The organism is Pinibacter aurantiacus (assembly GCF_019130065.1).
Taxonomy (GTDB): domain Bacteria; phylum Bacteroidota; class Bacteroidia; order Chitinophagales; family Chitinophagaceae; genus Pinibacter; species Pinibacter aurantiacus.
The window spans coordinates 356,984-382,623 of record NZ_JAHSPG010000015.1 but is presented as its reverse complement, the minus strand read 5'-3'; the positions used below and the strand labels follow the sequence as shown (position 1 = coordinate 382,623).

The following is a 25,640-nucleotide window of genomic DNA, read 5'->3' as shown; positions in this document are numbered from 1 at the left end:
ACCTCTGAAGATACAGAGGTTTTACAATATCGTGAAGAATGATCGACACAGAACAACTCTCAACTCTCCATTCTCAACTCTCAACTAACTTAGCATTCGCTCAAGCTCAACGGTATATGCACCGCCAAGCCGCCATCAGCAGTTTCTTTGTATTTGCTGTCCATGTCGAGAGCTGTTTCCCACATGGTTTTTACAACAGTATCGAGCGAGACTTTTGCGAAATCCGGTGCGCTTTGCAATGCCAGTGAAGAGGCGGTAATTGCTTTGATGGCGCCCATTGTATTTCTTTCAATACATGGTACCTGCACAAGACCACCGATAGGATCGCAGGTAAGTCCGAGGTGATGTTCCATTGCAATCTCTGCGGCCATCAATGCCTGGCGCTGTGTGCCACCGCGGCTTTCGGTAAGTGCAGCAGCGGCCATTGCAGATGAAACGCCGATCTCCGCCTGGCATCCGCCCATTGCTGCAGAAATAGTAGCGCCTTTCTTAAAAATACTTCCCACTTCAGAAGCAGTTAACATAAACTGAATGATCTTGTCATCATTCAACGCATTGTCTGTAACAATAAAGTATTGCAGAACGGCAGGAATAACACCCGCTGCGCCGTTTGTAGGAGCTGTTACCACGCGGCCAAAAGAAGCGTTTTCTTCGTTTACAGCTAAAGCAAAGCAGCTTACCCAATCAAGCACATATTTAAAATCATTGCCACCTGCCCGGATCGCTTCTACCCAACTTTCATAATCGTTGTAAGGGCGACCGGCAATTAATTTTCTATTCAGGTCAGCAGCTCTTCTTTTTACAAGCAAGCCACCGGGCAGCATGCCTTGTTGGTGACATCCACGGTAGATCGATTCACGCATGGCTTTCCAGATTTGCAAAAGACCTTTGCGTGTTTCAGCCTCGCTGCGCCATGCATTTTCGTTTTCCATTACCACTTCATGAATTGCCAGCCCGGTTTTCATGCACCAGTGCGACAGGTCCTCACTTTTGTCAATGGGAAAAGGTAATTGAACGATGTCTTTTGAGGCGATCGATTCATTTTCCTTTACTACAAAACCTCCGCCGACTGAGTAGTAGGTTTCGCAAATATTGTTGCCATCCTCAAAAGTTGCAAGGAAACTTAAAGCGTTTGGATGATAGGGAAGTGACTCGTTGAAAAGAAAAGTAAGATCATCGGCAACAATGAAGTTGATTTTGTGAACTCCGTCCAGCGTTAAGCTGCAATCGTTCTTTATGGCGAGTATTTTGTTGTTGATCTCGTTTACGTCAATCGTTACGGGGTCCTCGCCGCAAAGGCCCAGCAATACGGCAACATCGGTTCCGTGACCTTTGCCGGTTTTGGCAAGCGAACCATATAACAGTACTTTCAGCGATTTTACCTTATCTAGTTTGCCCTGGTTTTTCAGCGATTGAAGGAATTGCAGTGCAGCTTTCCATGGCCCCAAAGTATGGGAACTCGATGGACCTACGCCAATTTTGAATATGTCAAATACGGATATTGCCTCTCTCAATGTTTAATTTTTTTGCAAAATAAGAAAGTGTGATGAATACATATTTCTTCAATGTACATACGTTACAAAAAAACAGGCAAACAGCAGGATTTTAGTCACAAAAAAGTCCCGCTTTGCAGGACTAAATCAATTAAAGAGAAGATCTATTGAACGTTTAATAATTCTATATCAAAAACGAGAATGGAATTTGCCGTCACCCTCACGTTGTTGTTTGCATCCAAAATAGGAGTGCAGCCATAGCCGTAAGAAGAGGGGAGAATGAGTTTTATTTTCCCACCTTTTTTAATAAGCGGCAAACCTATTTGAAAGCCGGTAACAAGGCTGGTCATGGGCCACTCCTTATTTGACGCACTATCGCAAACAACATTGCTAAGCAACTTGCCGATATAATTGATAGTTACTTTTGATGTATTGCCGGGAGAGATTCCGGTACCGGGAGTAATGATCTGGTAATAAATACCCGAATTATCGCGACTCGCACTAATGCCATTTTCAGAAATATATTTTAGAATATCCGGTTCTTCTTGTGTAACAGGAACCGGGTCACAGGATTTATTTTTTTTCGAGCAACTCGCAGCACCAATCATCAACAGGGCCAGGATTGATAAGCACGAAACAATTCTCTTCATTTATAGTAAGTATTGGAGTAGTAAGATACAACAATATGACAAATGTGCGGGGAGGAAAGCTGCGCGGGCAGAGGCAATAATTGAATAACTGAATAACTGAATAACTGAGTGGTTCAGTTAATGAATCGTTTAATGATTGAATAATTGAGCGTTCGAATCCATCAAAGCTGATTGAATATCGACTTCAGTTATTCAGTTATTCAGTCATTCGCCTGTGAGCGTCGTTGCTCTTCCAATGTTTTTTTGGCCACAAACTCCTTATACCTCTGCTCGTTCATATCCCACTGGTGGCGCTTGTAAAAAATAGCTATGAATGTTATGATAATGAGAAGGGCCACCACGAGTACCATTGGGTTGAATTCGGCCATGGCGGTCATTTGTGCCCTTTTGTACCAGCCTGAAGAAAAATTGATGGCGATGGGAACCGCAAAGGCAAGGCCGATTGGTAAGCCTATGTACCATTGCTTTGTTATCTTTTTTTCTTTCTCCCTGTTTTTCTCCCAATATTCTATGAATCGAAGCTCGTGATCAGTCATCGAATTTTTCTTGCAAAGGTACTCGGTGTTAAGTCAAAAGTAAAAATTCAAAATTCAAAAGCTCATGGTGCGGTCGGGCTAAGTATTTGAAAAAAGCAGTAGTTCTTCACTATGCTCACTGTCCCCTCAGGCGGTCGTTTTTACTTTTGAATTTTTCCTTTTTCCTTTTGACTTAGCCTCAAATGCAGTAAAATCAAGGATTTCTTTTTATATATCTGTTATAAATCAATCGCTTAACGTATTTTTACTGTAAATTGTAAAAGAAAAAGCCAATACTTTGAAACTAGATATATTATTTTCCCAATACTTGTACCAGCACAAAAAACTGGTTTTGCCTGGAATAGGCACGTTCACGCTTGATCCTGCGGCCGCTATTCCCGATGAGACTGAGAAGCAACGTAGTGCAGTTACCGGCATCACATACGACTCAAAAGCTGTCCCTAAAATAGAAGAAGAACTGATTGAATTTATTCGCAGTCATACGGGTAAAATACGTCCGCTGGCTGTGTCTGACATCGAATCCTACATTTCTTTAAGCTCACAATTGCTCAATATTGGTAACCCGCTGTACATCGATGGCATTGGTACTTTGATAAAAGGCAAAGATGGCCGATTGAGCTTCACTCCCGGCAGTTATGCGTCTACCAAACTGGAAGACCTCACCGTTATCAGAGAATCCACAGAACCAAGAAGGCACGACGAAACTTTCTCCAGGCGAGAACCTTCGGGAAATAATGCCCGCCAACTTTTGATAGGCATTGCAGCCCTGATAACGCTTGGTATTATTGGTGGTGGTGCATATTATTTGTATCAAAGCAATGCGCACAAAAAAACCACTGAGACCGACGCGGCAGATTCTGTTGCGAATGCAGTGGTGACTGACTCAACCACCAGGTCAAGCGGCAACGCATACATGCCCGATAGTAACCTGATTGCGAGAGACAGTGCTGCCATCAAAAGAAGGGCAGATAGTTTAGCCGCTTTGCAAAATGGTTCATCGCAGCCGGATGCAAGTGGTAAAATTCCCTTGAAATATGTACTGGAAGTAACTGCCAACAAAAACAGGGCATTGAGAAGATATGCACAATTGAAGGAGTTTGGAAACGATGTGCAAATGCAGGTGGCACCGGATTCTTCCAGCTTCAAATTGTATTTTGTGATTCCTTCTGCGTACAGCGATACTGTTCATATCAAAGATTCACTGACACGCTTTTTCCTGAACAAAGTGCGAATTGAAAAATAATGAATAACCACCAGCTCCGGTCCCCCGCATATTGGATAGAAAAGTTGCAACTGCAGGAACATATTGAGGGTGGCGCTTTCAAAGAAGTGTACAGATCGGAGATGGTCATTCCCGAGGCTGTGTTGTCAGAAGATTTTAAAGGAAATCGCAACGCAGGAACGAGTATATATTTTTTGTTACAACAGGGCCAGTTTTCAGCATTGCATAAAATTGCATCCGATGAGATCTGGCATTTTTATTACGGTGATCCGCTTATTGTCTACGAAATCACAACTTCCGGCGAATTGATCGAACACAAGCTCGGCCCCAATTTCGAAGCAGGAGAACGATTTCAGTGTGTTGTAAAAGCCGGCAGCTGGTTTGGCGCACAGCCTGCACCAGGAAGTTCATATTCACTTGTTGGTTGTACCGTAGCACCCGGCTTCGATTTCGCCGATTTTGAATTAGCCCAAAAGGAGCGTTTGCTCCTCCAATATCCCCATTTAGGTAGTGTAATTAGGATGCTTTGCAAATAAATTAATAATTAATAATTAAGAATTAATAGGTGTGGCATATACACCAGAAGGGAACTTCCCGTTGATCGATATTTACCCTGTCATTAGTCTATATTAAACGGCACTCTGTTAATTATTAATTATTAATTATTAATTCACAACTCGGCGAGTTATGGAATAAAAAAAGCCGATCGTCTGATCGGCAATTCTCAAGAATAGGTTAATGGTAAAATGGTTTCGAAAAGTAATTTGAAGTAAGCCAGAGATAAGGTTCAACAAAGTCAAGGTATAATGGCAATGAGTATTTAAAATAGAACCCGGTCTTTATGTGTCGAGTTGTTACATTCCGGCAAATCCGGATGTTTCAACTTTAATCCCTCAAGCACTTTTGACTGCTCCTTCATTGGCCTCACCGTAGCTTGCTTCTCAGGGTACATTATTACTTTTAGTACCGTATTACCTTTTGGAGGCATGTAGTCATTAATTTTAATGATGTTTGATTTCATGCCTTTTAAAGCTAAAATTCTATGCCCAAAAGCTGCCCTTGAAAATGTACGTTTACTGAGCATTATTTTCTACAAACAAATTTGACTCACGGGTAAAAAATGTTGTGAAGACGGCAGAAACTTTTTGGGCAAATAATTGTAGAAATAAATGCACAGGTTGTTCCTGAGCTCATGCAACCATTTGCGAAAAGGTTTGACTTTAGGCGGTCTGTTAATTGCTTTGTTTCAACAATAAAGAACTATTTTCTAATAATATGGTTTTGAAGAAACTCAATTTTAATACTGCTTTTATCAAAAAAACAATCCGTATTATTTTAAAAGTAGTCGTTGGGTTTATCATCTTTTTTGTACTTATTGTTGTGCTTATTCTCACACCTCCCGTTCAGCAATTCATAAAAGGAAAAGCGGAGACTTATCTGCAGAAAAAATTAAAAACAAAAGTATCGGTTGGACGCGTTTACATAGGATTGCCAAAAAGCGTGGTGCTTGAAAATATTTATCTTGAAGATCGCTCAAAGGACACGTTGCTGTACGGAGGGAAAATAAGTGTAGATATAGCGCTGCTTAAATTACTCAGAAGCGATGTGGAGGTAAATAACATCGAGCTTGATAACATTACAGCAAAAGTCAAACGAACACTGCCCGATACGACTTTTAATTTCCAGTTTATCATAGATGCGTTTGCCAGTAAAGAGCCTGCGAAACCAAAGGATACAACGTCTTCTTCAACCAATATTTCCTTAAACAAAATTGCGCTCAATAAAATTCGCGTCGTGTATAAAGATGCGGTAACCGGCAATGATGTGGAGCTTTGGTTAAACCACTTCGATACAAAGATTGACAAATTTGATCTGGATAAAAAAGACTTCGACATTCCACGCATCAATCTCGATGGGTTATCAGGGAAGATTTATCAAAGCAAACCGTTGGTGAAATCCGAGCCATCGGAAAAAGATATTCAGGATGCACAGAAGCCTTCCGCTGTTTCTATTGCTTTAAAAAGTATAAACATCACGAAAATAAATGTTGATTTCAGGAATGATGTGTCAGCATTTTATACGAACCTTAATCTTACAAAGCTTGGGGTAGACGTACAGAAAATTGATCTGCAAAAAAAGACCATTAAGTTAAAAGAATTAACGCTTCAGCAAACAACTGCAGATATACGTTTAGGAAAAAAAGAAGAGGCAAAAGTGGTAGCGAAAGAAGCAAAGCAGGAGGTTGTTGCTCAAAAGGAAGCAGGCTGGGATGTAAGCGTGGCGAATATTTCACTGGATCAAAATAATATTAAGTTTGACAACGACAATAATCCTCGTCAAAAATATGGCATGGATTACGGTCACATAAAAGCCGACTCACTCACACTTCATGTGGATGGGTTTGTGTATAACGATGATAAAATAGCAGGCACGATCACGAAAGGAAGTTTGAAAGAACAAAGCGGATTTGTATTGCAGCAATTGCAAACAGAATTTTTATATGGTTCCAAAGAATCCCATCTCAAAGAACTGTACCTTAAAACACCGGGAACGGAACTACGAAGAGAAGCCACTATATATTATTCATCATTTGATGCGCTGGCAAAAGATCTGAAAAATTTGCAACTCGACCTGAACTTGCAAAACAGCCGTGTGCAGGTAAAAGACATACTCACCTTTGTGCCGGATTTGCGCAAGCAGCCTGCATTTGCTGATCCTTCAAAAACATGGCTTCTGAATGGTATCGTAAGAGGAAAATTGTCAAACCTCACCATTCCTAAATTGCAGGTGAGCGGTTTAAATGAAACATCTGTTGACGTAAGTGGCACAATTAAAGGTTTGCCTGATGTAAAAAATATTGCTGCAAATCTTACCATCAATAAGATAGCAACCGGAAAAAAAGACCTTGATCTTTTTTTACCACCCAATACTTTACCTAAGAATATTACACTGCCGGACAAGATCGCATTGCAGGGGAAATTTTCCGGAGGCATGACCGCAGCAAATGCTGATCTGTTGCTTACTACCAATCTTGGCACGGCGAAAGTAAAAGGGCATGGAAGAAATTTTACTGATAAAAACAAAGCAGTGTACGATGTGGTGGTAGAAACAAGATCACTTGATATCGGCACCATTTTGCAGAACAAAGAAATGCTCGGGAAATTCACGCTAACGGCTAGTGCCAAAGGAACCGGCTATGACCCGAAAACCGCAAATGCCGTAGTGAAAGGAACTTTGAAGAGTGGAGTGATAAAAAAGTATGAATACAAAAACTTACTTTTCAATGCCGCGATTGCCGATCAATTGCTGAAGGCAGACGCTTCGATTCATGATCAGAATATTGACATCACCTTAGAAGGCGAAGGTAATTTTGCATCCAATGATCCGGCAGCCAAATTTCACATTATGGTGGATAGTGTGAAAACGGCACAATTGCATTTTACAACAGATTCGATTATTTACAGAGGTGAGATTACGGGCGATTTTCCACGAGTGAACATTGATAGTTTGGAAGGAGAGGCGTCCATTGCAAAATCATTGCTCATCATGAACGGAAGGCGCATACAGATGGACAGTATCATTTTGGTTTCCGGAAAAACAGACAGTGGCCAATTTGTAAACTTGCGCAGCGATATTGCAGATCTGCAATTACGCGGAAAATATTATCTGTCTGAAATGGCAACAGTTTTTCAGCAAGCCATTCAGCCTTATTTCGCGATCATGCATGATACGGCTATGAAAAAACTAAGGCCTTATGATTTTACTTTAACGGGAACAGTAAGAAACAATAAAACACTACAGGCTTTCGAACCTAATCTTAAAGACCTGCGCGACATTACTCTTCGCAGTCATTTCTCTGAACCAGAATGGAGAGTGCATATGGAAGCCCCTTCAATTATTTACGCAACGGATACGGTACAAAACTTTGTGCTAAAAGCAGGAAACATAGACAGCGCTGCGTTGGTTACAATTGGAGTGCAAAAAGTAATGATTGGCAAAAGCGTATCTATGAATGGCATTACGATCAACAGTAAATTGGAGGACAACAAGATCAATGCAAGAATTGGTATTAAGGACAAAGTTGGAAAGCAAAAATATTTCTTCGATCTGGATTTTCAACAACCACAAAAAGATGACTATGTTTTTTCTCTGAGAAAAGATTCGCTGTTGCTGAATTATAACAAGTGGAGTACGACCGATAGCAATCGTATTTCTTACGGCAAAACGGGCATCAATGTAAAAGATTTTGAACTAAGCAATGGTAACCAAAAGCTAAGTATTAAAAGCGAAACAGAGGAGAAAAATGCTCCGCTGCTGGTAGATTTCAACAATTTCCGCATTGCCACATTAACGGGTTTTGTGCAGACGGATTCTTTATTTGCCGACGGTGTGTTGAATGGAAATGTGAAAGTGAATGATCTTACCGGAAAAATGAATTTTGTTAGCGACCTGACCATTACTGATTTCCAGATGCGCAAAGATACTGTTGGCAACATTGCTATTAAGGTGGACAACACCACTGAGAATGCGTTGGATGCAGATGTTGCCATCACAGGAAGAGGAAATGACGTTACATTAAAAGGGCAGTATTATTTAACGTCTGTCAATAACAACGATTTTCATTTCGACCTGGTGATGAACAAACTTCAGCTCAACACCATCGAAGGTGCCACAATGGGAGCGATCACCAGGTCGTCAGGGGCATTGTCTGGCAAGTTTGATGTGTCCGGAACTGTCAGCCAGCCTGCCATTGACGGCGATCTTGTTTTTGATAAAGCGGCATTCAACTTAACCATGTTGAATAACTACTTTATGATTCCGGGAGACACTGTTGCGATAGATAAGGAAGGTATTCATCTGGATACATTTACTATACTCGACTCTGCAAGCAACAGGTTTACGTTGGATGGAGATGCATTGACCTCAAATTTGCGCAACTATAATTTTGACCTTGCTATCCGTTCAAAGAATTTCCGCGCTTTGAATACTACCAAGAAAGACAATAAGCTTTACTATGGACAGATCTATCTTACCACAAACCTAAAAGTAAAAGGCACAGAAAGTTCGCCTAAGGTTGATGGAACGATAACCATTGACGACAAAACAAAGCTTACGGTAGTGCTTCCTCAAAACGAGCCCGGCGTGGAAAATAGAGATGGTGTAGTAAATTTTGTAGATATGGATGCGCCGGAGAATGATTCTTTATTTCTCGACAAAATGGATTCACTGAACATTTCATCTCTGCGCGATTTTGACGTTAATGTAAACATACAAATAAAGAAAGATGCAGAGTTGAGCCTGGTCATTGATGAAGGCAATGGAGATTTTCTGAGCCTGAAAGGTGAAGCAACACTCAATGGAGGCATTGACAAAAGTGGAAAGATAACACTTTCTGGTTCCTATGAATTGGATGCAGGTTCCTACGAGCTTACGTTCAATATGATTCACCGCAAATTTGATATTCAAAAAGGTAGTCGCCTTACATGGACAGGCGAGCCTACCAGTGCGGATGTTGATATCACTGCTGTATATGTTTCCCGCGCTGCACCAATTGACCTTGTGCAACAGCAAATATCTGACATGACAGCTTCGCAACAAACGGTGTACAGGCAAAAGCTTCCGTTTAAAGTATTGCTGAACATGAAAGGAGAGCTAATGAAACCTGTGATCACTTTTGATGTTCAATTGCCGGAAAACGATAACTACGGGGTTGGCAGGGACGTGATCACTACAGTGAATAACAAACTGTTCATTTTACGACAAGATCCTTCAGAAATAAACAAGCAGGTTTTTGCATTGCTGTTGCTCAACAGGTTTGTGCAGGATAACCCGTTTGAATCCAGCGCTGGCGGAATGACGGCGGAAGGATTTGCGCGTCAAAGTGTGAGTAAACTTATCACAGACCAGTTGAATCAATTTGCTTCCGATCTGATCAATTTTGTTGACATCAATTTTGATGTACAATCAGAAGAAGACTATTCTACCGGAACAGAACAACAAAAAACAGACTTGAATGTGAATGTATCAAAACGTTTGTTGAATGACAGACTGGTCGTTTCTGTTGGTAGCAACTTCCAGCTGGAAGGGCCGCAGGCAGCGACACAAAATGCAGCGTCAATGCTGAGCAATATTTCAGCCGCTTATAAACTCAGCAAAGACGGACGATACATGGTGCGTGTGTATCAACGAAGCGACTACCAGGGTGTGCTTGAAGGTTATGTGGTAGAAACTGGCGTTGGTTTTATCATTACACTTGATTACAATAGTTTCAAAGATATTTTTAGAAAGAAGAAACAAAGACAGGATGGGGAGATGGAGAAGTCGGGGAAGAAAAAGAAAACAGACAACTAGGAAGACGCTTCTCATCTTGGAGGTTGCCACAGAAATGCAGAAGTACAGAAGAAGTTTTAGTTTATAGATCAATCAGTACTTTCTGTTCCTCTGTTTTTCTGTGGCAAACTGTCTCAGCTTCGCTGAGACCTTAGTGATAAAAAACAAAAATGAAATTTTTCGCTCTATACATTATTTTATTTGGTGTTTTCATCATCTCATCTTGCAACAATACAAAGTATTTGCCGGAGGGTGAAGCGTTGTATACAGGCTCGAAGATCAAGGTGGTGGATTCTGTTTATTCAAAGAAGAAGAAAAAGGCAATTAAAGAGCAGGTGGAAGATCTTACAAGACCGAAGCCCAATAAAACAATCCTGGGGCTGCGTATAAAACTGTATGCTTATAACATCGCCGGAAAAAATCGCACGAGTGAAAAGGGGTTGTTTGGCTGGCTCAAATTTAAATTTGGCGAACCACCAGTGTTGATGAGCAGCGTGAACCTTGGCATCAACGAGCAAATACTGGCTAATCATTTAGAGAACAAAGGTTTTTTCCAGGCAGCCGTAAAAGGGGACACTGTTGTTAAAAGGAAGAAGGGTGAAGCGATTTATACTGTAGTGCCTGGTGTTCAGTACACTATTAACGAAGTAAAGTTTGATGTTGATAGTAGCGATTTAAAAAAAGCAATCGTCCGCACTGAAAGGAGAACGTTGCTGAAAAAAGGAGATCCTTACGATCTGGATGTAATCAAAGCAGAGAGGGAGCGCATCGATACGCGTTTGAAGAACAAAGGCTTCTACTATTTCAACCAGGATTTTATCATCGTTGATGTTGATAGTACCATAGGCAAAAACCAGGTGAACATGTATGTAAGAGTGAAGACTGGTACGCCCGCCGCGGCAAAAGAAATTTACCGAATCAACGATATTTTCATCTACCCGAGTTACAGACTGAATAATGTAAATCCCGCCGATACTACGGCGAAGAATGCATTTTACTACAAAGGTTATTATGTGGTGGATAGGAAACATTTGTACAAGCCGCAAATGTTTGAGAGAGCAATGCTTTTCAAGACCGACAGCATTTACAACAGAAGAGATCATAACCAAACGCTGCAGCGATTGACAAGTCTTGGCCTCTTCAAATTTGTAAAGAATCGATTTGAAGATGCACCAAATGTGGATTCGCCGAAGTTGAACACTTACTATTATCTGACACCATATCCAAAAAAATCTGTCAACACGGAAATAGCAGGAACGACAAAATCAAACGATCTCACAGGTTCTCAAATTACCATTGCATGGAAAAACAGGAACACTTTTAAAGGAGGAGAACTGTTTACGATAAAAACATATGGAGGCTTTGAAATTCAATATGGCGGCCAGTTCAACGGATACAATACGTTCCGGTACGGCATCGAAGGTACATTGTCTTTCCCGCAATTTATTGTGCCGGTGTTCAAGCTCAACACCAGCGGTGGTTATGTGCCAAAAACAAATATTACGCTGGGTTATGATTGGTTGAACAAACAGAAACAATACACACTGAATTCGTTTCGTGTAGCGTATGGTTATGTGTGGAAAGAAACACTGGCAAAGGAACACCAGCTTTATCCAATCAGTGTAAACTACGTGCAGCCTATAAATGTGACGCAACAATATCGTGATAGCGCGGAGAATAATGTAACGTTGCAAAAGGCAATCGAGAAGCAATTTATCCTCGGTTCTACTTATTCTTACACTTACAACACTTTACTGACTTCAAGACGGAAAGACGGACTTTATTTCAGAGGCGGAGTTGACCTTTCAGGAAATATCGTCGGGCTGTTTACAAAGAATGATATAAAAAACGGAGACACTGCTAAGATCTTCAACGCACCGTTTTCTCAGTATGCCCGCTTTGATGCCGATTTCAGAATCTATCATAAAATTGGAACGACCACTATTTGGGCTAACAGGATATTCGCAGGTGTCGGGTTCCCTTATAAGAACTCGAGTTCGTTACCTTATGTCAAACAATTCTTCGCCGGAGGTAATAATAGCTTGCGGGGTTTCAGAAGCCGCTCTGTTGGGCCAGGATCATATATTTATCCCGATACAAGCGGTTTTTATCCCGACCAAAGTGGTGATATAAGACTGGAACTTAACACTGAGTTGAGAGCCAAACTTTTCAGCATCGTGTATGGCGCGGTATTCGTGGATGCGGGAAATATATGGTTATACAACGAAAATCCTGCCCAACCCGGTGGAAAGTTCACCAAGCATTTTTTGAATGACATCGCGGTGAATACCGGTTTCGGTTTGCGGTTTGATGTATCCATTCTCGTGCTGCGGCTTGATCTCGGTATTCCTCTTCGCAAACCCTGGTATCCCGATGGACAAAAGTGGGTGCTGGACCAGATTGATTTAGGTAACTCGCAGTGGAGAAAAGACAATTTGGTGCTGAATATTGCCATAGGGTATCCGTTCTAATAACTGAATGACTGAATAACTGAATAACTGAGAAGGACCAGCCCCATCGGGGCGACACGTTAGTAGATCATTAAGCAGACGGACGCTATACCAATACCAGCCCCATAGGGGCGGCATGTTAAATTTGCTGAGCAAAAAATGCCGAAGAGAATGAATATGCTGTAACTTTGTGTAAATGAATTAATTATATAAAGTTAATCTTATGTGTTGTGTCAATGATGCAGGTTTTGACAAAGGTGTACGTGAAGGGTGGAATATAGCCGCCAAAGAACTCCATGGTTGTGGCGATGACAAATTGCTGATTCCTGATGTTTTTGAAGACGAGGAGTTTGAAGACTTAATTGGATTCGCTCCTCAGACCGATCTGGCCTGACAATTTTGAGAGACTCATAACCCTTTATTCCCACTCTGACAACTCCCTTATTCCCAGACTGTCAATTTTTCACATACACTGCCATTGGCATAAGGATTGCCAATTACTCTGCGATATATTAAACACAAACCTAAAAGGAATCAATTATATGGGAAAAATTATAGGTATCGACCTGGGAACCACGAATAGTTGCGTAGCCGTAATGGAAGGTAACGAACCGGTGGTTATTGCCAATGATGAAGGACGTCGCACAACGCCTTCCGTGGTGGCATTTTTGAAAAATGGTGAAAGAAAAGTGGGTGATCCTGCAAAACGTCAGGCTATTACCAACCCACAGAATACTATCAGTTCAGTGAAAAGATTTATGGGTCGCCGTCACGACGAAGTGACCGAGGAAATCAGCCACTGGGCTTATAAAGTCGCAAAAGGTGACAATAATACCGTTCGTATTGACATTGACGGACGTTTATATACTCCACAGGAAATTTCTGCAATGGTTCTTCAAAAAATGAAGAAAACTGCTGAAGACTACCTGGGACAAGAAGTAAACGAAGCGGTAATTACCGTTCCTGCTTACTTTAATGACGCTCAGCGCCAGGCCACCAAAGAAGCCGGTGAAATTGCCGGTTTGAACGTGCGCCGTATTGTAAACGAACCTACAGCTGCCGCGTTGGCTTATGGTTTGGATAAAAAACACGCTGATCAGAAAATCGCTGTATTTGACCTTGGTGGTGGTACATTCGATATTTCTGTACTGGAACTGGGTGATGGCGTATTTGAAGTAAAATCTACCAATGGTGATACGCACTTAGGTGGTGATGACTTCGATAAAATCATCATGGACTGGTTAGCAGACGAGTTTAAAGCTGACGAAGCTGTTGATCTGCGCAAAGACCCTATGGCATTGCAACGTTTGAAAGAAGCTGCTGAAAAAGCGAAGATCGAATTGTCTTCTTCAAGCGAAACTGAGATCAACCTTCCATATATCACAGCAGTTGACGGTGTGCCTAAACACCTTGTAAAAAAATTGACTCGTGCAAAATTTGAGCAACTGGCAGACAGATTGTTTGAACGTTGTTTGAAACCTTGTGAAGCTGCGTTGAAAGATGCCGGTTTAAGCGCATCTCAAATCGACGAAGTGATCCTCGTAGGTGGTTCTACACGTATTCCTAAAGTACAGGAAATGGTGGAAAAATTCTTCGGTAAAAAACCACACAAAGGTGTTAACCCTGATGAAGTGGTAGCAATCGGTGCCGCAATTCAAGGTGCTGTATTGACCGGAGAAGTGAAAGATGTATTGTTGCTTGACGTTACTCCATTGAGTCTTGGTATTGAAACCCTGAACGGTGTAATGACAACAATGATTCCTTCTAACACTACGATCCCTACTAAAAAATCTGAAACATTCTCTACAGCCAGTGACAATCAGCCAGGCGTACAGATACATGTACTGCAAGGTGAGCGTCCAATGGCTAATCTAAATAAGAGTTTGGGTATGTTCAACCTTGACGGTATTCCACCGGCTCCAAGAGGTGTTCCTCAAATCGAAGTAATATTCGATATCGATGCCAACGGTATCTTACACGTTACAGCAAAAGATAAAGGAACCGGTAAAGAACAAAAGATCCGCATTGAAGCAGGTAGTGGTTTGAGCAAGGAAGAAATTGAAAAAATGAAAGCCGAAGCGAAAGCCAACGAAGCCACCGATAAAGAAGCAAAAGAAAAAGTTGAAAAGATCAACCAGGCCGATAGCTTGATATTCCAGACAGAAAAACAACTGAAGGAATATGGCGATAAAGTACCTGCAGATAAAAAAGCGCCTATCGAATCAGCTTTAACTAAGTTGAAAGAAGCGCACAAAACGCAGGACATTGCTCAGATCGATGCTGCAGTTAATGAACTAAACGCTGCATGGACAGCTGCAAGCGAAGAGATCTATAAAGCAACTCAAGCTGCAGGTGGCGCACAACCACAAGATGGTGGTAGCCAGCAAGGCAACGGTCACGACGCGGGTGAAAACGTAACTGACGCAGAGTTCGAAGAAGTGAAATAATCACAGGTTACAGTAAAATATAAAGCCAGTCTGAGTAATCAGGCTGGCTTTTTTAATAATCGAATAACTGAGTAACTGAATAATTGAATAAACTAAAGTTCCGTTCTTTCTCGACAAACCAATGATTCAATTATTCAATCATTTTATTTGCGATATATGCCTAAAGTATTAGGTTTGCGACTTGCAATAATTGCACCTGGCTTAGATAATGTAATAATAAAATGGCAAATTCATTTCTCGGAAAAATCACAAAAGGTTTTGTTGGCAAGGCAAAGGCGGCCCTTGCAAATCCATATAAGAAAATAGGTGTCGGCTGGCTTGATGTTAGATATCTTAAGAATTCTTCTGACACGAGTTTGAAAACACTGAAAATTCTTGGTGGCAACTTACATTATAAGAATGCATTTGAGGTGTATCACGGCTTGTCCGAAATTTTTGTTGATGAAATATACAAACAACAATTACCCGAAAATGCCCGCGTGATAGACTGTGGCTCTCACATAGGCATGAGTTTGATTTACCTGAAACAATTATGTCCGACCGCAAAGATTACCGCATTTGAACCAGATGCGCAAAATTTTAAATTGCTTACGGATAACATGGCGTCTTTCGGTTATACTAAAGATGTAGTGTTGGAAAATAAAGCGGTTTGGATTGAAAATGCCACGCTGCATTTTGAGAGCAGCAATGACATGAGTAGCCACATTGTTGCAGATAATACCAAAGGTGCTACCATAAGCGTACAGGCTGTAAGGTTAAGAGATGTTATCAATGCTAAAGTGGATTTTCTTAAGATTGATATTGAAGGTGCCGAATACGAAGTGATGAAGGACATTGAAGAGAAATTGCATTTTGTGGGCAATCTGTTTTTGGAGTATCATGGCAATTTCAATGAAGGGTATAAGTTAAACGAGATGCTGCAAATACTGGAAAGAAATCAGTTTAAGTACTATATCGCTGAAGCAGTAAAAGTTTATAAGACGCCATTTTCAAGAAGTGGCACTGATGCACCTGCTTATGACGTACAACTAAATATACACTGTTTCAAGACTGATCATCAATAGAAATTATATTGCTTTTTTTTGAAATGCTTTAATGGCTTGATTATATTCTGGCATTTAATATCTTTATCGATAAACCCATTTTTAAACTTTAGAAAATGAAAAAACTTCTTTTAGGTTCGATAGTGCTAACAGCCTTTGCTCTGGCGATCAGTCTATTTCAAATTAGTAGCTGTACAAAGACCAACGCTCAACAACCAGCAACAAAACCTACTACTTATCCAATTGAAGGATTGTGGACTGGTGCTTATACAGTAGATCTGCAACCTGGTTTAGGAGAAAGGTATTTTGGCTTTTCAATTAAGCCTGATAGTACTATTATCATTGAGTCTAGTGCTGGTGGGCAGCAAAATTTGTCAGTTGGCAAATGGACGCTGAGGGATAGCGTTTTTGTTTGTACTGTGACTTCTGTTTATGGTGTTGCGAACAATGTGAATGTGACCCAAACCATGATAGGAAAATGGGATAAAAGTGGAAAGCTTACCCAGGGAGCCTGGCAAACTAGTGGACAACCCAACAATTATGGCAAATTCACACTAGCGCGAATTAATTGATTTGTAGGCGACATTAACTTCGATAATAGTTGATACAAAAAATAAAACCAGCCCGATCAAGGCTGGTTTTATTTTTTGATCCGCAAAGAGAATATTACCTCACCAGCATCACCAGTCCTTTTCTAACTATATCTCCACAAATTGTTTTAGCATGAATAATGTAAACAAATCCGCCAGCCGGTTGAGGTTGTCCTTTAAATGTTCCATCCCAGCAATCGGCAATGTTTGAGCTTGACCACACTTTCACGCCCCAGCGATTATAAATGCTAAAGTCAACCAGTTTATTATTTACTCCCCAATGACGGATGTTGAAGCAGTCGTTCTGACCGTCTCCATTTGGAGTGAATGCATTCGGCACAACGAATAGGTTTTCCCCATCGTGGGTAACGTTCACCATTATACTATCGGTGTTAGAGCAAGTGTTTTTGTCGGTCACTTTTACATAGAACTCCGTGTTTTGAAGCACGCTGGCAACGGGACTGATTGCTGTTGGATCATTCAGGTATTCTGCCGGCCACCATTTGTATTCGATACCTCCCGAAGCAGTAATGTTTGTGCTCGGATTAATGCAATCAATATCGTTTGATTTGCGCATAGTGATCGATGGCAAAGGATTTACTTTTATGTGCGCCGTTAAAACATCTGATACGTTACAAGTTTTGTTGGTGATGGTAACAACATAGTCGGTTGTTGCTGCCGGGAACACTGTCGCCGCTGCGTCATTTGCGTTCAGTATTTTTGTTGCAGGGGTCCATTGATAAACGTCACCTCCGCTGGCCGTTATAAGTAACGAATCATTAATACACAATGCCGGATTTCCGGGATCAATTGCAAAGACAGGTTGCGGTAATACTTTTACGTAAACTGAATCCAGCTTGCTGCAATTGTTGGCGTCAGTAACCTGCACTTTATAATAAGTGCTGCTATTAGCTGTTGCAACAGGATTGGCAATAAGCGCATTGGTTAACCCTACTACCGGATACCATTTGTAAGAAACTCCCCCTGAAGCCTTGAGTTGTGCGCTGCCAGGAATACAAATTGTAGTGTCATTACTTTTCACGATCGTCGGCAGCGGCAAAATATCTATGGTCACTTGTCCGTTCGACGCACAACCATCATTACTAGCTTTAACTATGTACGTTGTCTTTGTTACTGGTTTTGCTGTCGGATTTGCAATAGATGGGTTGTCAAGCGTTGCTGCAGGCGACCAATCATATTTGTTCGTGGAAGTTGCTTGTGTTGCCAAAACAATTGACGAACCAGTACATATTGCGGTATCCTTGCGCATTGTAACTGTTGGTACAGCTACGACATTCACAGTTATAGAATCTTTGTTTGAACAGTTGTTGGCGTCGGTAACCTTTAAGTAGTATTTAGTTGTATCTGTTGGAGTGGCAATAGGGTTCGAAATATTTGCGGCCGATAGCGTAGGAGAAGATACCCACTGATACAGTGTTCCTGTTGCCGAGGATGCATTTATTTGGGCAGAACTTCCGACACAAATGGTTGTGTTATCGGCAAGTGTTATCACAGGCAATTGCCATATAGAAAGGGCCGTAGTGTCCTTGTTTGTGCAATTGTTGGCATCCGTAACTGCCACTACATAATTTCCCGCCTGCTTTGCCCAGATTGTTTGATTTGCTGAACCATCCTGCCACAAGTACTTCAGGCCATTGGTGCCCGCGTCAAGCAGGAGAGAATCATTTTTACAAATAGAAGCGTTGCTTGCAAGATTAATTACCGGTAGCTCCAATGTGCTAACATTCAAAGAGTCTTTATTGCTGCAACCGTATTTGTCTGTAATAACAACTTTGTAAAAGCCTGCTTGCTTTACTTTGAAAGTATTTTTGGAAGACCCATCCTGCCATACATATTTCGTTGCGTTTGCACCTGCATCTAATAGCAACGAATCGTTTTTACAAATAGAAGTATCCTCGATCAAATCAATCAACGGCAAAGCTCTTTCACTGATATAGCTGGTGTCTTTATTAACACAGCCATTCGCATCTGTGACTTTTACAATATAGTTGCCAATGGTCTTTGCCCAAATCGTTTGCGTGCTTTCTCCATTATCCCACGAATAGATAGTTGCATTCTTTCCTGCATCTAATTGCAGCGAGTCATTTTTGCAGTAGTAGCTGCTATCTGGCAAACCTACGTTTGGCAAAGCGAATATGCCAACAGCGATCGTATCTTTTTGAACACAGCCAAATTCGTCCGTAATTTTTACATTGTAGTTGCCGGCCGTTTTAACCCAATAGACACTATCCGTTTTTTTATCCTGCCATAAGAATTTTGCGCCAAGATTTTTTGGATCAAGCAGCAATGAATCATTTTTACAAATGCTTGTATCAACGCCAAGATTAACGATTGGCAACTCTTTTACCGTAGTGGTATAATCATCTTTTCCTTTGCAACCATAGTAATCATATTCTACATAATAACTGCCGGCAGCTTTGGCGAATATAGCTGTATCGGTTGCTCCGTTGTTCCATAAGTATTTGCTGTACTTGGAGTAAGCCTGCAGCTTTACACTGTCGCCGCGGCAAAGGAAAGTATCCAGTGTCGGGCGTGCATCTGGTGCAGGTAATACAAGCACTGATTTACAGAAAGAGCCTTGTGTAGGCAAACCCTCATCCATCAACAAATTGATATTGTAAATGCCGGGCTTGGAATAGGTAATAAGTGGTGGCGTTTGCAACGGCGAATTCGGAATGTCAACATCGCTGCTTCCTGCAAATTTCAAACGGCTGAGTGTGTTGTTGTCGACATTTGGAATAAACGTGTAAAGGTCATTTCCTTCACGGAAAACTTTCGATAAAGAATGGGGAAAGCTGTAGTTGGCATTATTGCCCATGTTAATGCCGGTTGGCACATTGGTAATAAGATCGTTGAAGTCAAGCTTGGTAAGTGTGTTAGCAGTTGTTCCACCAAGCACTTTACCATTAACGACAAAGCCAATCAGTTGTCCGCAAAAACGCATGATCGTCAGGTCTCTCGGTTGGGTCAATGCGTTGCTTGGGTTGCCGAGGTTAACAGCTACAGGAATATTGTTTAGCGAACTGCCGAAATCAAGTCTTGTAATTGTTGAGCTGCCTGCATTTGTGATGAACACATACCAATTGCCATTTTCATTAATTGCGTTAATGCCCGTCGGATAATTGAGTAAACCAAATCCACCAAGATTCGTTGCAACAGGAGGATTGTTAAAGTCGGTGCCAAAATCAAATTTTGTTACGGTGTTATTGTTGGCATTTACAGTAAAGCCGTAATATTTCCCGTTTTCCTGGAAGATGTTTAAATCAACAGGAGTTAATAGATTTCCAAGATTTCCCCAGTTCGTTGCGGTAGGGTTTGGATTTTCCAGGTTGGTGCCAAAATCTACCTTTACAATTCTCGGAGTGCTGCCGGCGCCCGGGTCCCCTCCAACCATGATCGCATACCATTTGCCGTTATTTTTAATTACCTGTATACCTTCAAGCCCCTGCGGCATTGGCAATGCGCCCAAATCGCCGAGGTCCGTGGCCACAGGAGTATTTGTCATGCTGGTGCCAAAATCGAATCGTATCAAATGACTTGGTATATTGTTGGTCAGAAAACCATAGTATTTGCCGTTATCCGAAACAAGGTCTATAAAAACCGGGCTTGAAAGTGCTCCGCCAACGTTACCAAGATTTTCACCTAAAGGCGTTTTGTTTATATCGGCAACAGAAAAGTTCCAATAAAAACTGGTGCCAAGCACTGAAGTGTTCGTAATCTTTAGTGGCGTATTTACGCATACTGTATCAGGTGCGGTGAAACCGGCAATGGCGCAGGTTTTAAACTGAATGTTGATGGTGTCTCTTGCAGGACAAGGCGCATTTGTTGTAACCTCTACCCAGTAATCACCCGTTTGGTTAACCGCTATCGTTGGGGTGGTTGCACCATTGCTCCATAAATAGCTTTTGGCGTTGGGTCTTGTTCCATCTATTGTGTAGGTCTTGTCACAAGTAGATACGTCTTTTCCAAGGAATGCTGTTTCGGGTGCAACTACGACAACAGATTTACAATACGAACTTTGAGTAGGTAAGCCTTCGTCCATCAGCAAATTGATGTTGTAAATGCCGGGTTTGGAATAGGTGACGGTAGGAGGTGTCTTCGATGATGAGTTGGGAATATTGACATCACTGCTTCCTGCGAATTTCAAACGGCTGAGCGTGTTATTCTGTACGTTTGGAATAAATGTATAAAGATCCGAGCCTTCGCGGAACAGCCTTGACAAAGAGTGCGGAAACTGGAAATTGGCAATATTGCCCAAAGATGTACCTGTTGGCGAATTGGTGATCAGGTCATTAAAATCAAGTTTAGTAAGATCGTTTGATGATGGGCGATTGGGGTCCTTGCCATTTGCTACAAAACCAATCAGTTGACCGCAAAAACGCATGATAATTAAATCCCTTGGCTGATTCAATGCATTGCTTGGATTGCCAAGATTTACTGCTGTGGGAGTGTTAGTTAGTGAGCTGCCAAAATCGAGTCTCGTAATTGTTGAGCTGGTGGCATTTGTTATGAACACATACCAATTGCCGTTTTCGTGAATAGCATTGATCCCTGTCGGATAACTAAGCAAACCAAATCCACCGAGATTGGTGGCCGCGGGAGGGTTGTTGAAATTATTGCCAAAAGAGAACTTCGTAACAGTGTTGTTCTCTGCGTTCACGGTAAAGCCGTACCAATTTCCGTTCTCTTCAAACATGTTCAAATCAATTGGCTGCTCCATGTTTCCAAGATTGCCCCAGTTGGTGGCGGTAGGAGAATTGTTGGCAATATTTGTTCCGAAATCTATCTTGATTATCCTGGCACTATTTCCCGCAATGGCGCTTCCCCCTACAATAATTGCGTACCATTTTCCATTATTTTTTACTACCTGTATACCTTCTACGCCTATTGGCAAGGGCATTATTCCAAAGTTGCCAAGATCCGTTGCAACAGGCGTGTTGAGCATACTGTTACCAAAATCAAATCTTATAAGATGTCCGCCAACATAATTGGTAAGGAATCCATAGTAGTTGCCATTGTCTGAAACAATGTCGATAAAAACCGGGCTTGAAAGCATTCCTCCAACATTGCCTATGTTTTGTCCGATAGGCGTTTTATTGATATCAGCTACAGAAAAATTCCAATAATAGCTACTGCCGGCAACAGATGTGTTTGTGATTTGTACAGGTGTGTTTACGCAAACTGTATCTGGTGCTGTGAAGCTCGCCGAAGGCGTACTGCAATCTTTTACCTCTACTAAGGTCTTTTCGTTTGCCGGCTTTATTCCTGAAAAAACAATATCATCGATCGCAAAATCATTTCCCTGCACAATATTATTTTGGTTGATCAGGCTGATAACTGCTGTTGTATTATTGCCCGAATTCCAGGTTGTATAAAACTGTTGCCAGTAGCACGTGGTAGTGGAAGCCTGAAACACATTTCCGAGCTGAACACCATTTATCGAGAACTGCAGCATTGCCGGATTGTTGGGAGAAATAGATTCGATCCACGCCGAGAAGACATAATTCGTGTTTGGCGTTACAGTTATCGTTTGTTTCCAAACGCCCACATTTACCGTGGGTGCTCCATTCACAAGCATCATATTTCCATTCCCGCTGGTGTGATCAAAACATTGGGCAGTGTGGGGGTTCCAAACGTAGGAGTTTGATCCTACATAATACTCTGCTTCTGTAACATTGTTTGGGGTATAATGATATGAGGATGTAAAACCGGTATTGCCTTGTGAAAAATCCCCGTTTGCAATAAGGTTTGTTCCTGTGCTGGTCGAGGACACGTTATTAGAACAGCCATTTGCATCAGTAATGCTTAGGAGAGAATAATAAGTGTTGTTTGCAATGGTTTCAGCAACTGTAAATGATACACCACTTTTTACATTCGTTGCAGTGAAGTTTTTAGTTCCATTGGTAAATGTTATTGTATATGGAGCCTGGCCGGTTGTGGAGGTAAACGTTAATGTTGGTTGACTGTTTATGCATGTCGTACTTCCTGTAAGTGTGCCGGAAAGCGTTGGACAAGGTGGCGCGTTTTCTTTGGTTGTATTGTCTAGTTTTACATTGTTTTTTTTAAATCGTGATTTTCCGCCATCATTGGCAGAACCCACAGTTGTCAAAAAGCAAACAAATAAAAAACAAAATAGGACAGGCTTAAATACTTTTTCTAATGCCATAAGGGTTTACCGGGAGTTTGGGGTAGGTGCAAAAAAAACACTTTTTTTCGAGGGTGCTAAATTTTCATGTTATTAGTTTGTGAATGGGAGATGCTTTTATAAGGAACCTTTTAAACGCTTTAGTACAAACGTTTTGGCTTGATTTGGAAAGAAATAAAAAAACAGCAAAAAAGACCGGGGCTGATGATAGTATTCTATAAAGTATTAGTTTTACCCGGTTTATGTTAAGTTAAGTGTAGTTTTTGTAATGTGTAGTTTGTTGATTTTAGCAGCTTAGAAAAAATAATATTAATGAAAGTTGTCATATTCGCCGGTGGCTTAGGAACACGGATTTCCGAAGAAACAGACATTAGACCAAAACCAATGGTTGAAATTGGTGGTAAGCCCATTTTGTGGCATATCATGAAGATTTATAGTCATTATGGTTTTAATGATTTTATCGTTTGTCTCGGCTATAAAGGGTATGTTATTAAAGAATATTTTATGCACTACTTTTTGCATAATTCGGATATAACAATAGATGTTGCAAACAACAAAATGGAAGTTCTGGGCACACAGAGTGAAAATTTCAAAATAACCCTCGTAGAAACTGGTCTTAATACAAAAACTGCAGGCAGGCTTCAGCAAGTGCAAAAGTATATAGGTAACGAAGATTTTATGTTGACCTACGGAGACGGTGTATGCGACGTAAATATGGATGAGTTGATTGCTTTTCACAAATCCCATAACAAAATTGCCACTGTTACTGCAGTGCAGCTCGAAGCCCGTTTTGGCGGGATGGATCTTGCGGCCAATGGCGAAGTTGAATCATTCAGAGAAAAAGCAAAGGATGAAGGAAAGTGGATCAATGCAGGCTTTTTCGTGTTGAAACCAGAAGTCTTTAAATACCTGCAAGCAGATATGAGCCAGATGATGTGGGAAGACGAACCTTTGGAAAAACTTACAGAGGACAACGAACTCGTAGCTTACCAGCATAAAGGATTTTGGAAATGCATGGATGCACTAAGAGATAAGATTGAATTGGAAGATCTATGGAAAAATAATCAGGCAAAATGGAAAGTTTGGTAACGATGAACCGTCTTGAAAATTCATATCGGGGAAAGAAAGTTTTTGTAACGGGCCACACTGGGTTTAAAGGCAGTTGGTTCGTTTCTGTTTTGCGCATATTGGGTGCTAACGTAAAAGGTTATGCGCTGGAACCGGAATATGCAGACAGTTTGTACGCCCACCTTGCAGAGCAAAACTTAATAGAACAAAGTGTTATTGCGGATATAAGAGACAAGCAAAAGTTAAATGCTGAGATAGAAAGTTTTCAGCCGGATTTTGTTTTTCATTTGGCTGCACAGCCACTGGTTAGAAGATCATATAAAGTTCCCGCTGAAACATTTGAAGTAAATGTGGTAGGTACGGCGAATGTGCTTGAAGCAGTAAACGCTCTGCAGAAAAAATGTACTGTGGTGGTGGTCACTACAGACAAGGTGTACGAGAATAAAGAAAACGGAACATTATATAAGGAAAGCGACGTGCTGGGCGGCTACGATCCCTACAGTGCGAGCAAAGCTTGTACAGAATTGGTGGTGAATTCGTTCAGAAGCTCTTTTTTTAATGTACAGAAATACGCTTCCCATAAAAAAGCATTAGCCAGCGCAAGGGCAGGAAATGTAATTGGTGGTGGTGATTGGAGCCAGGACAGAATTGTTCCTGACATCGTGCGATCGTTGATTGCTGAACTTGCGATTGATGTTCGCAATCCACATGCCGTACGTCCGTGGCAACACGTGCTCGAGCCATTGTGTGGCTATTTGATCCTGGGAGCACTGCTTGATGCTGAGCCGGCGAAATATAGCGGAGCCTACAATTTTGGTCCGCAACCCAAAGATCACTTGTCAGTTAAAGAACTTGTAGAAGTGTCAATCAAAGCCTGGGGCGCAGGAAGTTGGAACGATATTTCCGATAAGAATCAGCCGCATGAGGCCGGTTTGTTGCAACTTGATATTACAAAAGCAATAACGGAATTAGAATGGCAACCTAAACTTGACGCCGCACAGGCGATAGAATGGACTTTGAATTGGTACAAGCAAACGAACGCAGACAAACTCGATTTTACTTTTGAGCAGATAAAAAAATACCTTGGGCTATGATTTTTACACCAACATCGCTGCAGGGTAGTTTTGTAATTGACCTGAATGTATTTAGAGATGGTAGAGGATGGTTTGCCCGGACTTATTGCAAAGACGAGTTTGCGCAAATTGGGCACGATGCTGAGTGGGTGCAAATGAATCATTCTTTTACAACTAAAAAAGGAACCATCCGCGGAATGCATTTTCAGTTGCCTCCATTTGAAGAAATAAAGATGGTGCGTTGCATCAGTGGTGCGGTGTATGATGTGATAATTGATCTTCGAAAAGATTCGGCAACTTTTTTGCAATATTTTGGAACAGAACTTTCTGCTGAGAACAGGAAGATGTTATACATTCCAAAGGGCTTTGCACACGGGTTCCAGGCAGTAACGGAAAATGCGGAATTAATATACCATCATAGCCAATTTTATAAGCCCGGTGTGGAAAGTGGTATAAGATATGATGATCCGGCGATTGGCATTCAATGGCCCTTGGCGGCTGTGAATGTATCAGACAGGGATTTGAACCATCCATTAATAGACAATAATTTTAAAGGAATATAATAAGCGAAA

At 41.3% G+C, this 25,640-nt stretch carries 15 protein-coding genes; 10 read left to right on the top strand and 5 right to left on the bottom strand.

From position 1 onward, the window contains the following. Positions 1–89 precede the first annotated feature (89 nt). From KTO63_RS20020 to KTO63_RS20010, 3 genes are all read right to left on the bottom strand, one after another. Positions 90–1,514 (bottom strand): L-serine ammonia-lyase, encoded by a 1,425-nt coding sequence (locus tag KTO63_RS20020; RefSeq protein ID WP_217793660.1) that lies wholly within the window; start codon positions 1,512–1,514, stop codon positions 90–92. A gap of 143 nt (positions 1,515–1,657) precedes the next feature. Beyond that, positions 1,658–2,143 (bottom strand): FKBP-type peptidyl-prolyl cis-trans isomerase, encoded by a 486-nt coding sequence (locus KTO63_RS20015; protein ID WP_217793656.1) that lies wholly within the window; start codon positions 2,141–2,143, stop codon positions 1,658–1,660. Positions 2,144–2,343: 200 nt separating this feature from the next. After that, positions 2,344–2,679 (bottom strand): hypothetical protein, encoded by a 336-nt coding sequence (locus KTO63_RS20010; protein ID WP_217793653.1) that lies wholly within the window; start codon positions 2,677–2,679, stop codon positions 2,344–2,346. A gap of 277 nt (positions 2,680–2,956) precedes the next feature. Between KTO63_RS20010 and KTO63_RS20005 the strand changes: the two genes are divergently transcribed. Together KTO63_RS20005 and KTO63_RS20000 are read left to right on the top strand one after the other, a co-directional pair. Then, positions 2,957–3,922: a hypothetical protein gene (locus KTO63_RS20005; RefSeq protein ID WP_217793650.1), complete on the top strand. Its 966-nt coding sequence runs from the start codon at positions 2,957–2,959 to the stop codon at positions 3,920–3,922. Next, positions 3,922–4,437, top strand: a complete 516-nt coding sequence (locus tag KTO63_RS20000; protein ID WP_217793649.1) for a cupin domain-containing protein — start codon at positions 3,922–3,924, stop codon at positions 4,435–4,437. Before KTO63_RS20005 ends, KTO63_RS20000 begins: the two co-directional genes overlap by 1 nt. A 284-nt stretch (positions 4,438–4,721) precedes the next feature. Here the strand turns inward: KTO63_RS20000 and KTO63_RS19995 are convergent, their stop codons facing one another. Beyond that, on the bottom strand, positions 4,722–4,922 hold the full coding sequence (locus KTO63_RS19995) for a hypothetical protein (protein ID WP_217793647.1): 201 nt from the start codon (positions 4,920–4,922) through the stop codon (positions 4,722–4,724). A 260-nt stretch (positions 4,923–5,182) separates the two neighbouring features. On the opposite strand from KTO63_RS19995, the gene KTO63_RS19990 reads away from it, so the two are divergent. From KTO63_RS19990 to KTO63_RS19970, 5 genes are all read left to right on the top strand, one after another. Beyond that, on the top strand, positions 5,183–10,252 hold the full coding sequence (locus KTO63_RS19990) for a translocation/assembly module TamB domain-containing protein (protein WP_217793645.1): 5,070 nt from the start codon (positions 5,183–5,185) through the stop codon (positions 10,250–10,252). Between the two features lie 149 nt (positions 10,253–10,401). Further along, positions 10,402–12,702 (top strand): translocation and assembly module lipoprotein TamL, encoded by a 2,301-nt coding sequence (gene tamL, locus KTO63_RS19985; RefSeq protein ID WP_217793642.1) that lies wholly within the window; start codon positions 10,402–10,404, stop codon positions 12,700–12,702. 521 nt (positions 12,703–13,223) lie between these two features. Then, on the top strand, positions 13,224–15,128 hold the full coding sequence (dnaK, locus tag KTO63_RS19980) for a molecular chaperone DnaK (RefSeq protein ID WP_217793638.1): 1,905 nt from the start codon (positions 13,224–13,226) through the stop codon (positions 15,126–15,128). Positions 15,129–15,349: 221 nt separating this feature from the next. Then, entirely contained in the window at positions 15,350–16,192 is an 843-nt protein-coding gene (locus KTO63_RS19975) for an FkbM family methyltransferase (RefSeq protein ID WP_217793635.1), read from the top strand. 95 nt (positions 16,193–16,287) lie between these two features. Next, entirely contained in the window at positions 16,288–16,743 is a 456-nt protein-coding gene (locus tag KTO63_RS19970; protein ID WP_217793633.1) for a hypothetical protein, read from the top strand. Between the two features lie 94 nt (positions 16,744–16,837). Here KTO63_RS19970 and KTO63_RS19965 read toward each other — a convergent pair whose 3' ends face one another. Then, positions 16,838–22,948: an Ig-like domain-containing protein gene (locus KTO63_RS19965; protein WP_217793631.1), complete on the bottom strand. Its 6,111-nt coding sequence runs from the start codon at positions 22,946–22,948 to the stop codon at positions 16,838–16,840. Positions 22,949–23,239: 291 nt separating this feature from the next. Here KTO63_RS19965 and rfbF point away from each other — a divergent pair, with 291 nt between their 5' ends. The 3 genes from rfbF to rfbC are packed head-to-tail and all read left to right on the top strand — an operon-like array spanning position 23,240 to position 25,631. Next, entirely contained in the window at positions 23,240–24,016 is a 777-nt protein-coding gene (gene rfbF, locus KTO63_RS19960) for a glucose-1-phosphate cytidylyltransferase (protein ID WP_217793629.1), read from the top strand. Then, positions 24,001–25,089 carry a CDP-glucose 4,6-dehydratase gene (rfbG, locus tag KTO63_RS19955; protein ID WP_217793628.1) on the top strand — a complete coding sequence of 363 codons (1,089 nt, stop codon included), beginning with the start codon at positions 24,001–24,003 and terminating at the stop codon, positions 25,087–25,089. The genes rfbF and rfbG overlap by 16 nt, the downstream gene beginning before the upstream one ends. Next, complete coding sequence (gene rfbC, locus KTO63_RS19950) at positions 25,086–25,631, top strand: dTDP-4-dehydrorhamnose 3,5-epimerase (RefSeq protein WP_217793625.1); 546 nt, start codon at positions 25,086–25,088, stop codon at positions 25,629–25,631. The genes rfbG and rfbC overlap by 4 nt, the downstream gene beginning before the upstream one ends. Positions 25,632–25,640 lie beyond the last annotated feature (9 nt).

Coding starts and splice junctions, on each gene's coding strand:
- KTO63_RS20015 (WP_217793656.1), bottom strand. CDS start 2,143: ATGAAGAGAATTGTTTCGTGCTTATCAATCCTGGCCCTGTTGATGATT.
- KTO63_RS20010 (WP_217793653.1), bottom strand. CDS start 2,679: ATGACTGATCACGAGCTTCGATTCATAGAATATTGGGAGAAAAACAGG.
- KTO63_RS20000 (WP_217793649.1), top strand. CDS start 3,922: ATGAATAACCACCAGCTCCGGTCCCCCGCATATTGGATAGAAAAGTTG.
- KTO63_RS19995 (WP_217793647.1), bottom strand. CDS start 4,922: ATGAAATCAAACATCATTAAAATTAATGACTACATGCCTCCAAAAGGT.
- tamL (WP_217793642.1), top strand. CDS start 10,402: ATGAAATTTTTCGCTCTATACATTATTTTATTTGGTGTTTTCATCATC.
- dnaK (WP_217793638.1), top strand. CDS start 13,224: ATGGGAAAAATTATAGGTATCGACCTGGGAACCACGAATAGTTGCGTA.
- KTO63_RS19975 (WP_217793635.1), top strand. CDS start 15,350: ATGGCAAATTCATTTCTCGGAAAAATCACAAAAGGTTTTGTTGGCAAG.
- KTO63_RS19970 (WP_217793633.1), top strand. CDS start 16,288: ATGAAAAAACTTCTTTTAGGTTCGATAGTGCTAACAGCCTTTGCTCTG.
- KTO63_RS19965 (WP_217793631.1), bottom strand. CDS start 22,948: ATGGCATTAGAAAAAGTATTTAAGCCTGTCCTATTTTGTTTTTTATTT.
- rfbF (WP_217793629.1), top strand. CDS start 23,240: ATGAAAGTTGTCATATTCGCCGGTGGCTTAGGAACACGGATTTCCGAA.
- rfbG (WP_217793628.1), top strand. CDS start 24,001: ATGGAAAGTTTGGTAACGATGAACCGTCTTGAAAATTCATATCGGGGA.
- rfbC (WP_217793625.1), top strand. CDS start 25,086: ATGATTTTTACACCAACATCGCTGCAGGGTAGTTTTGTAATTGACCTG.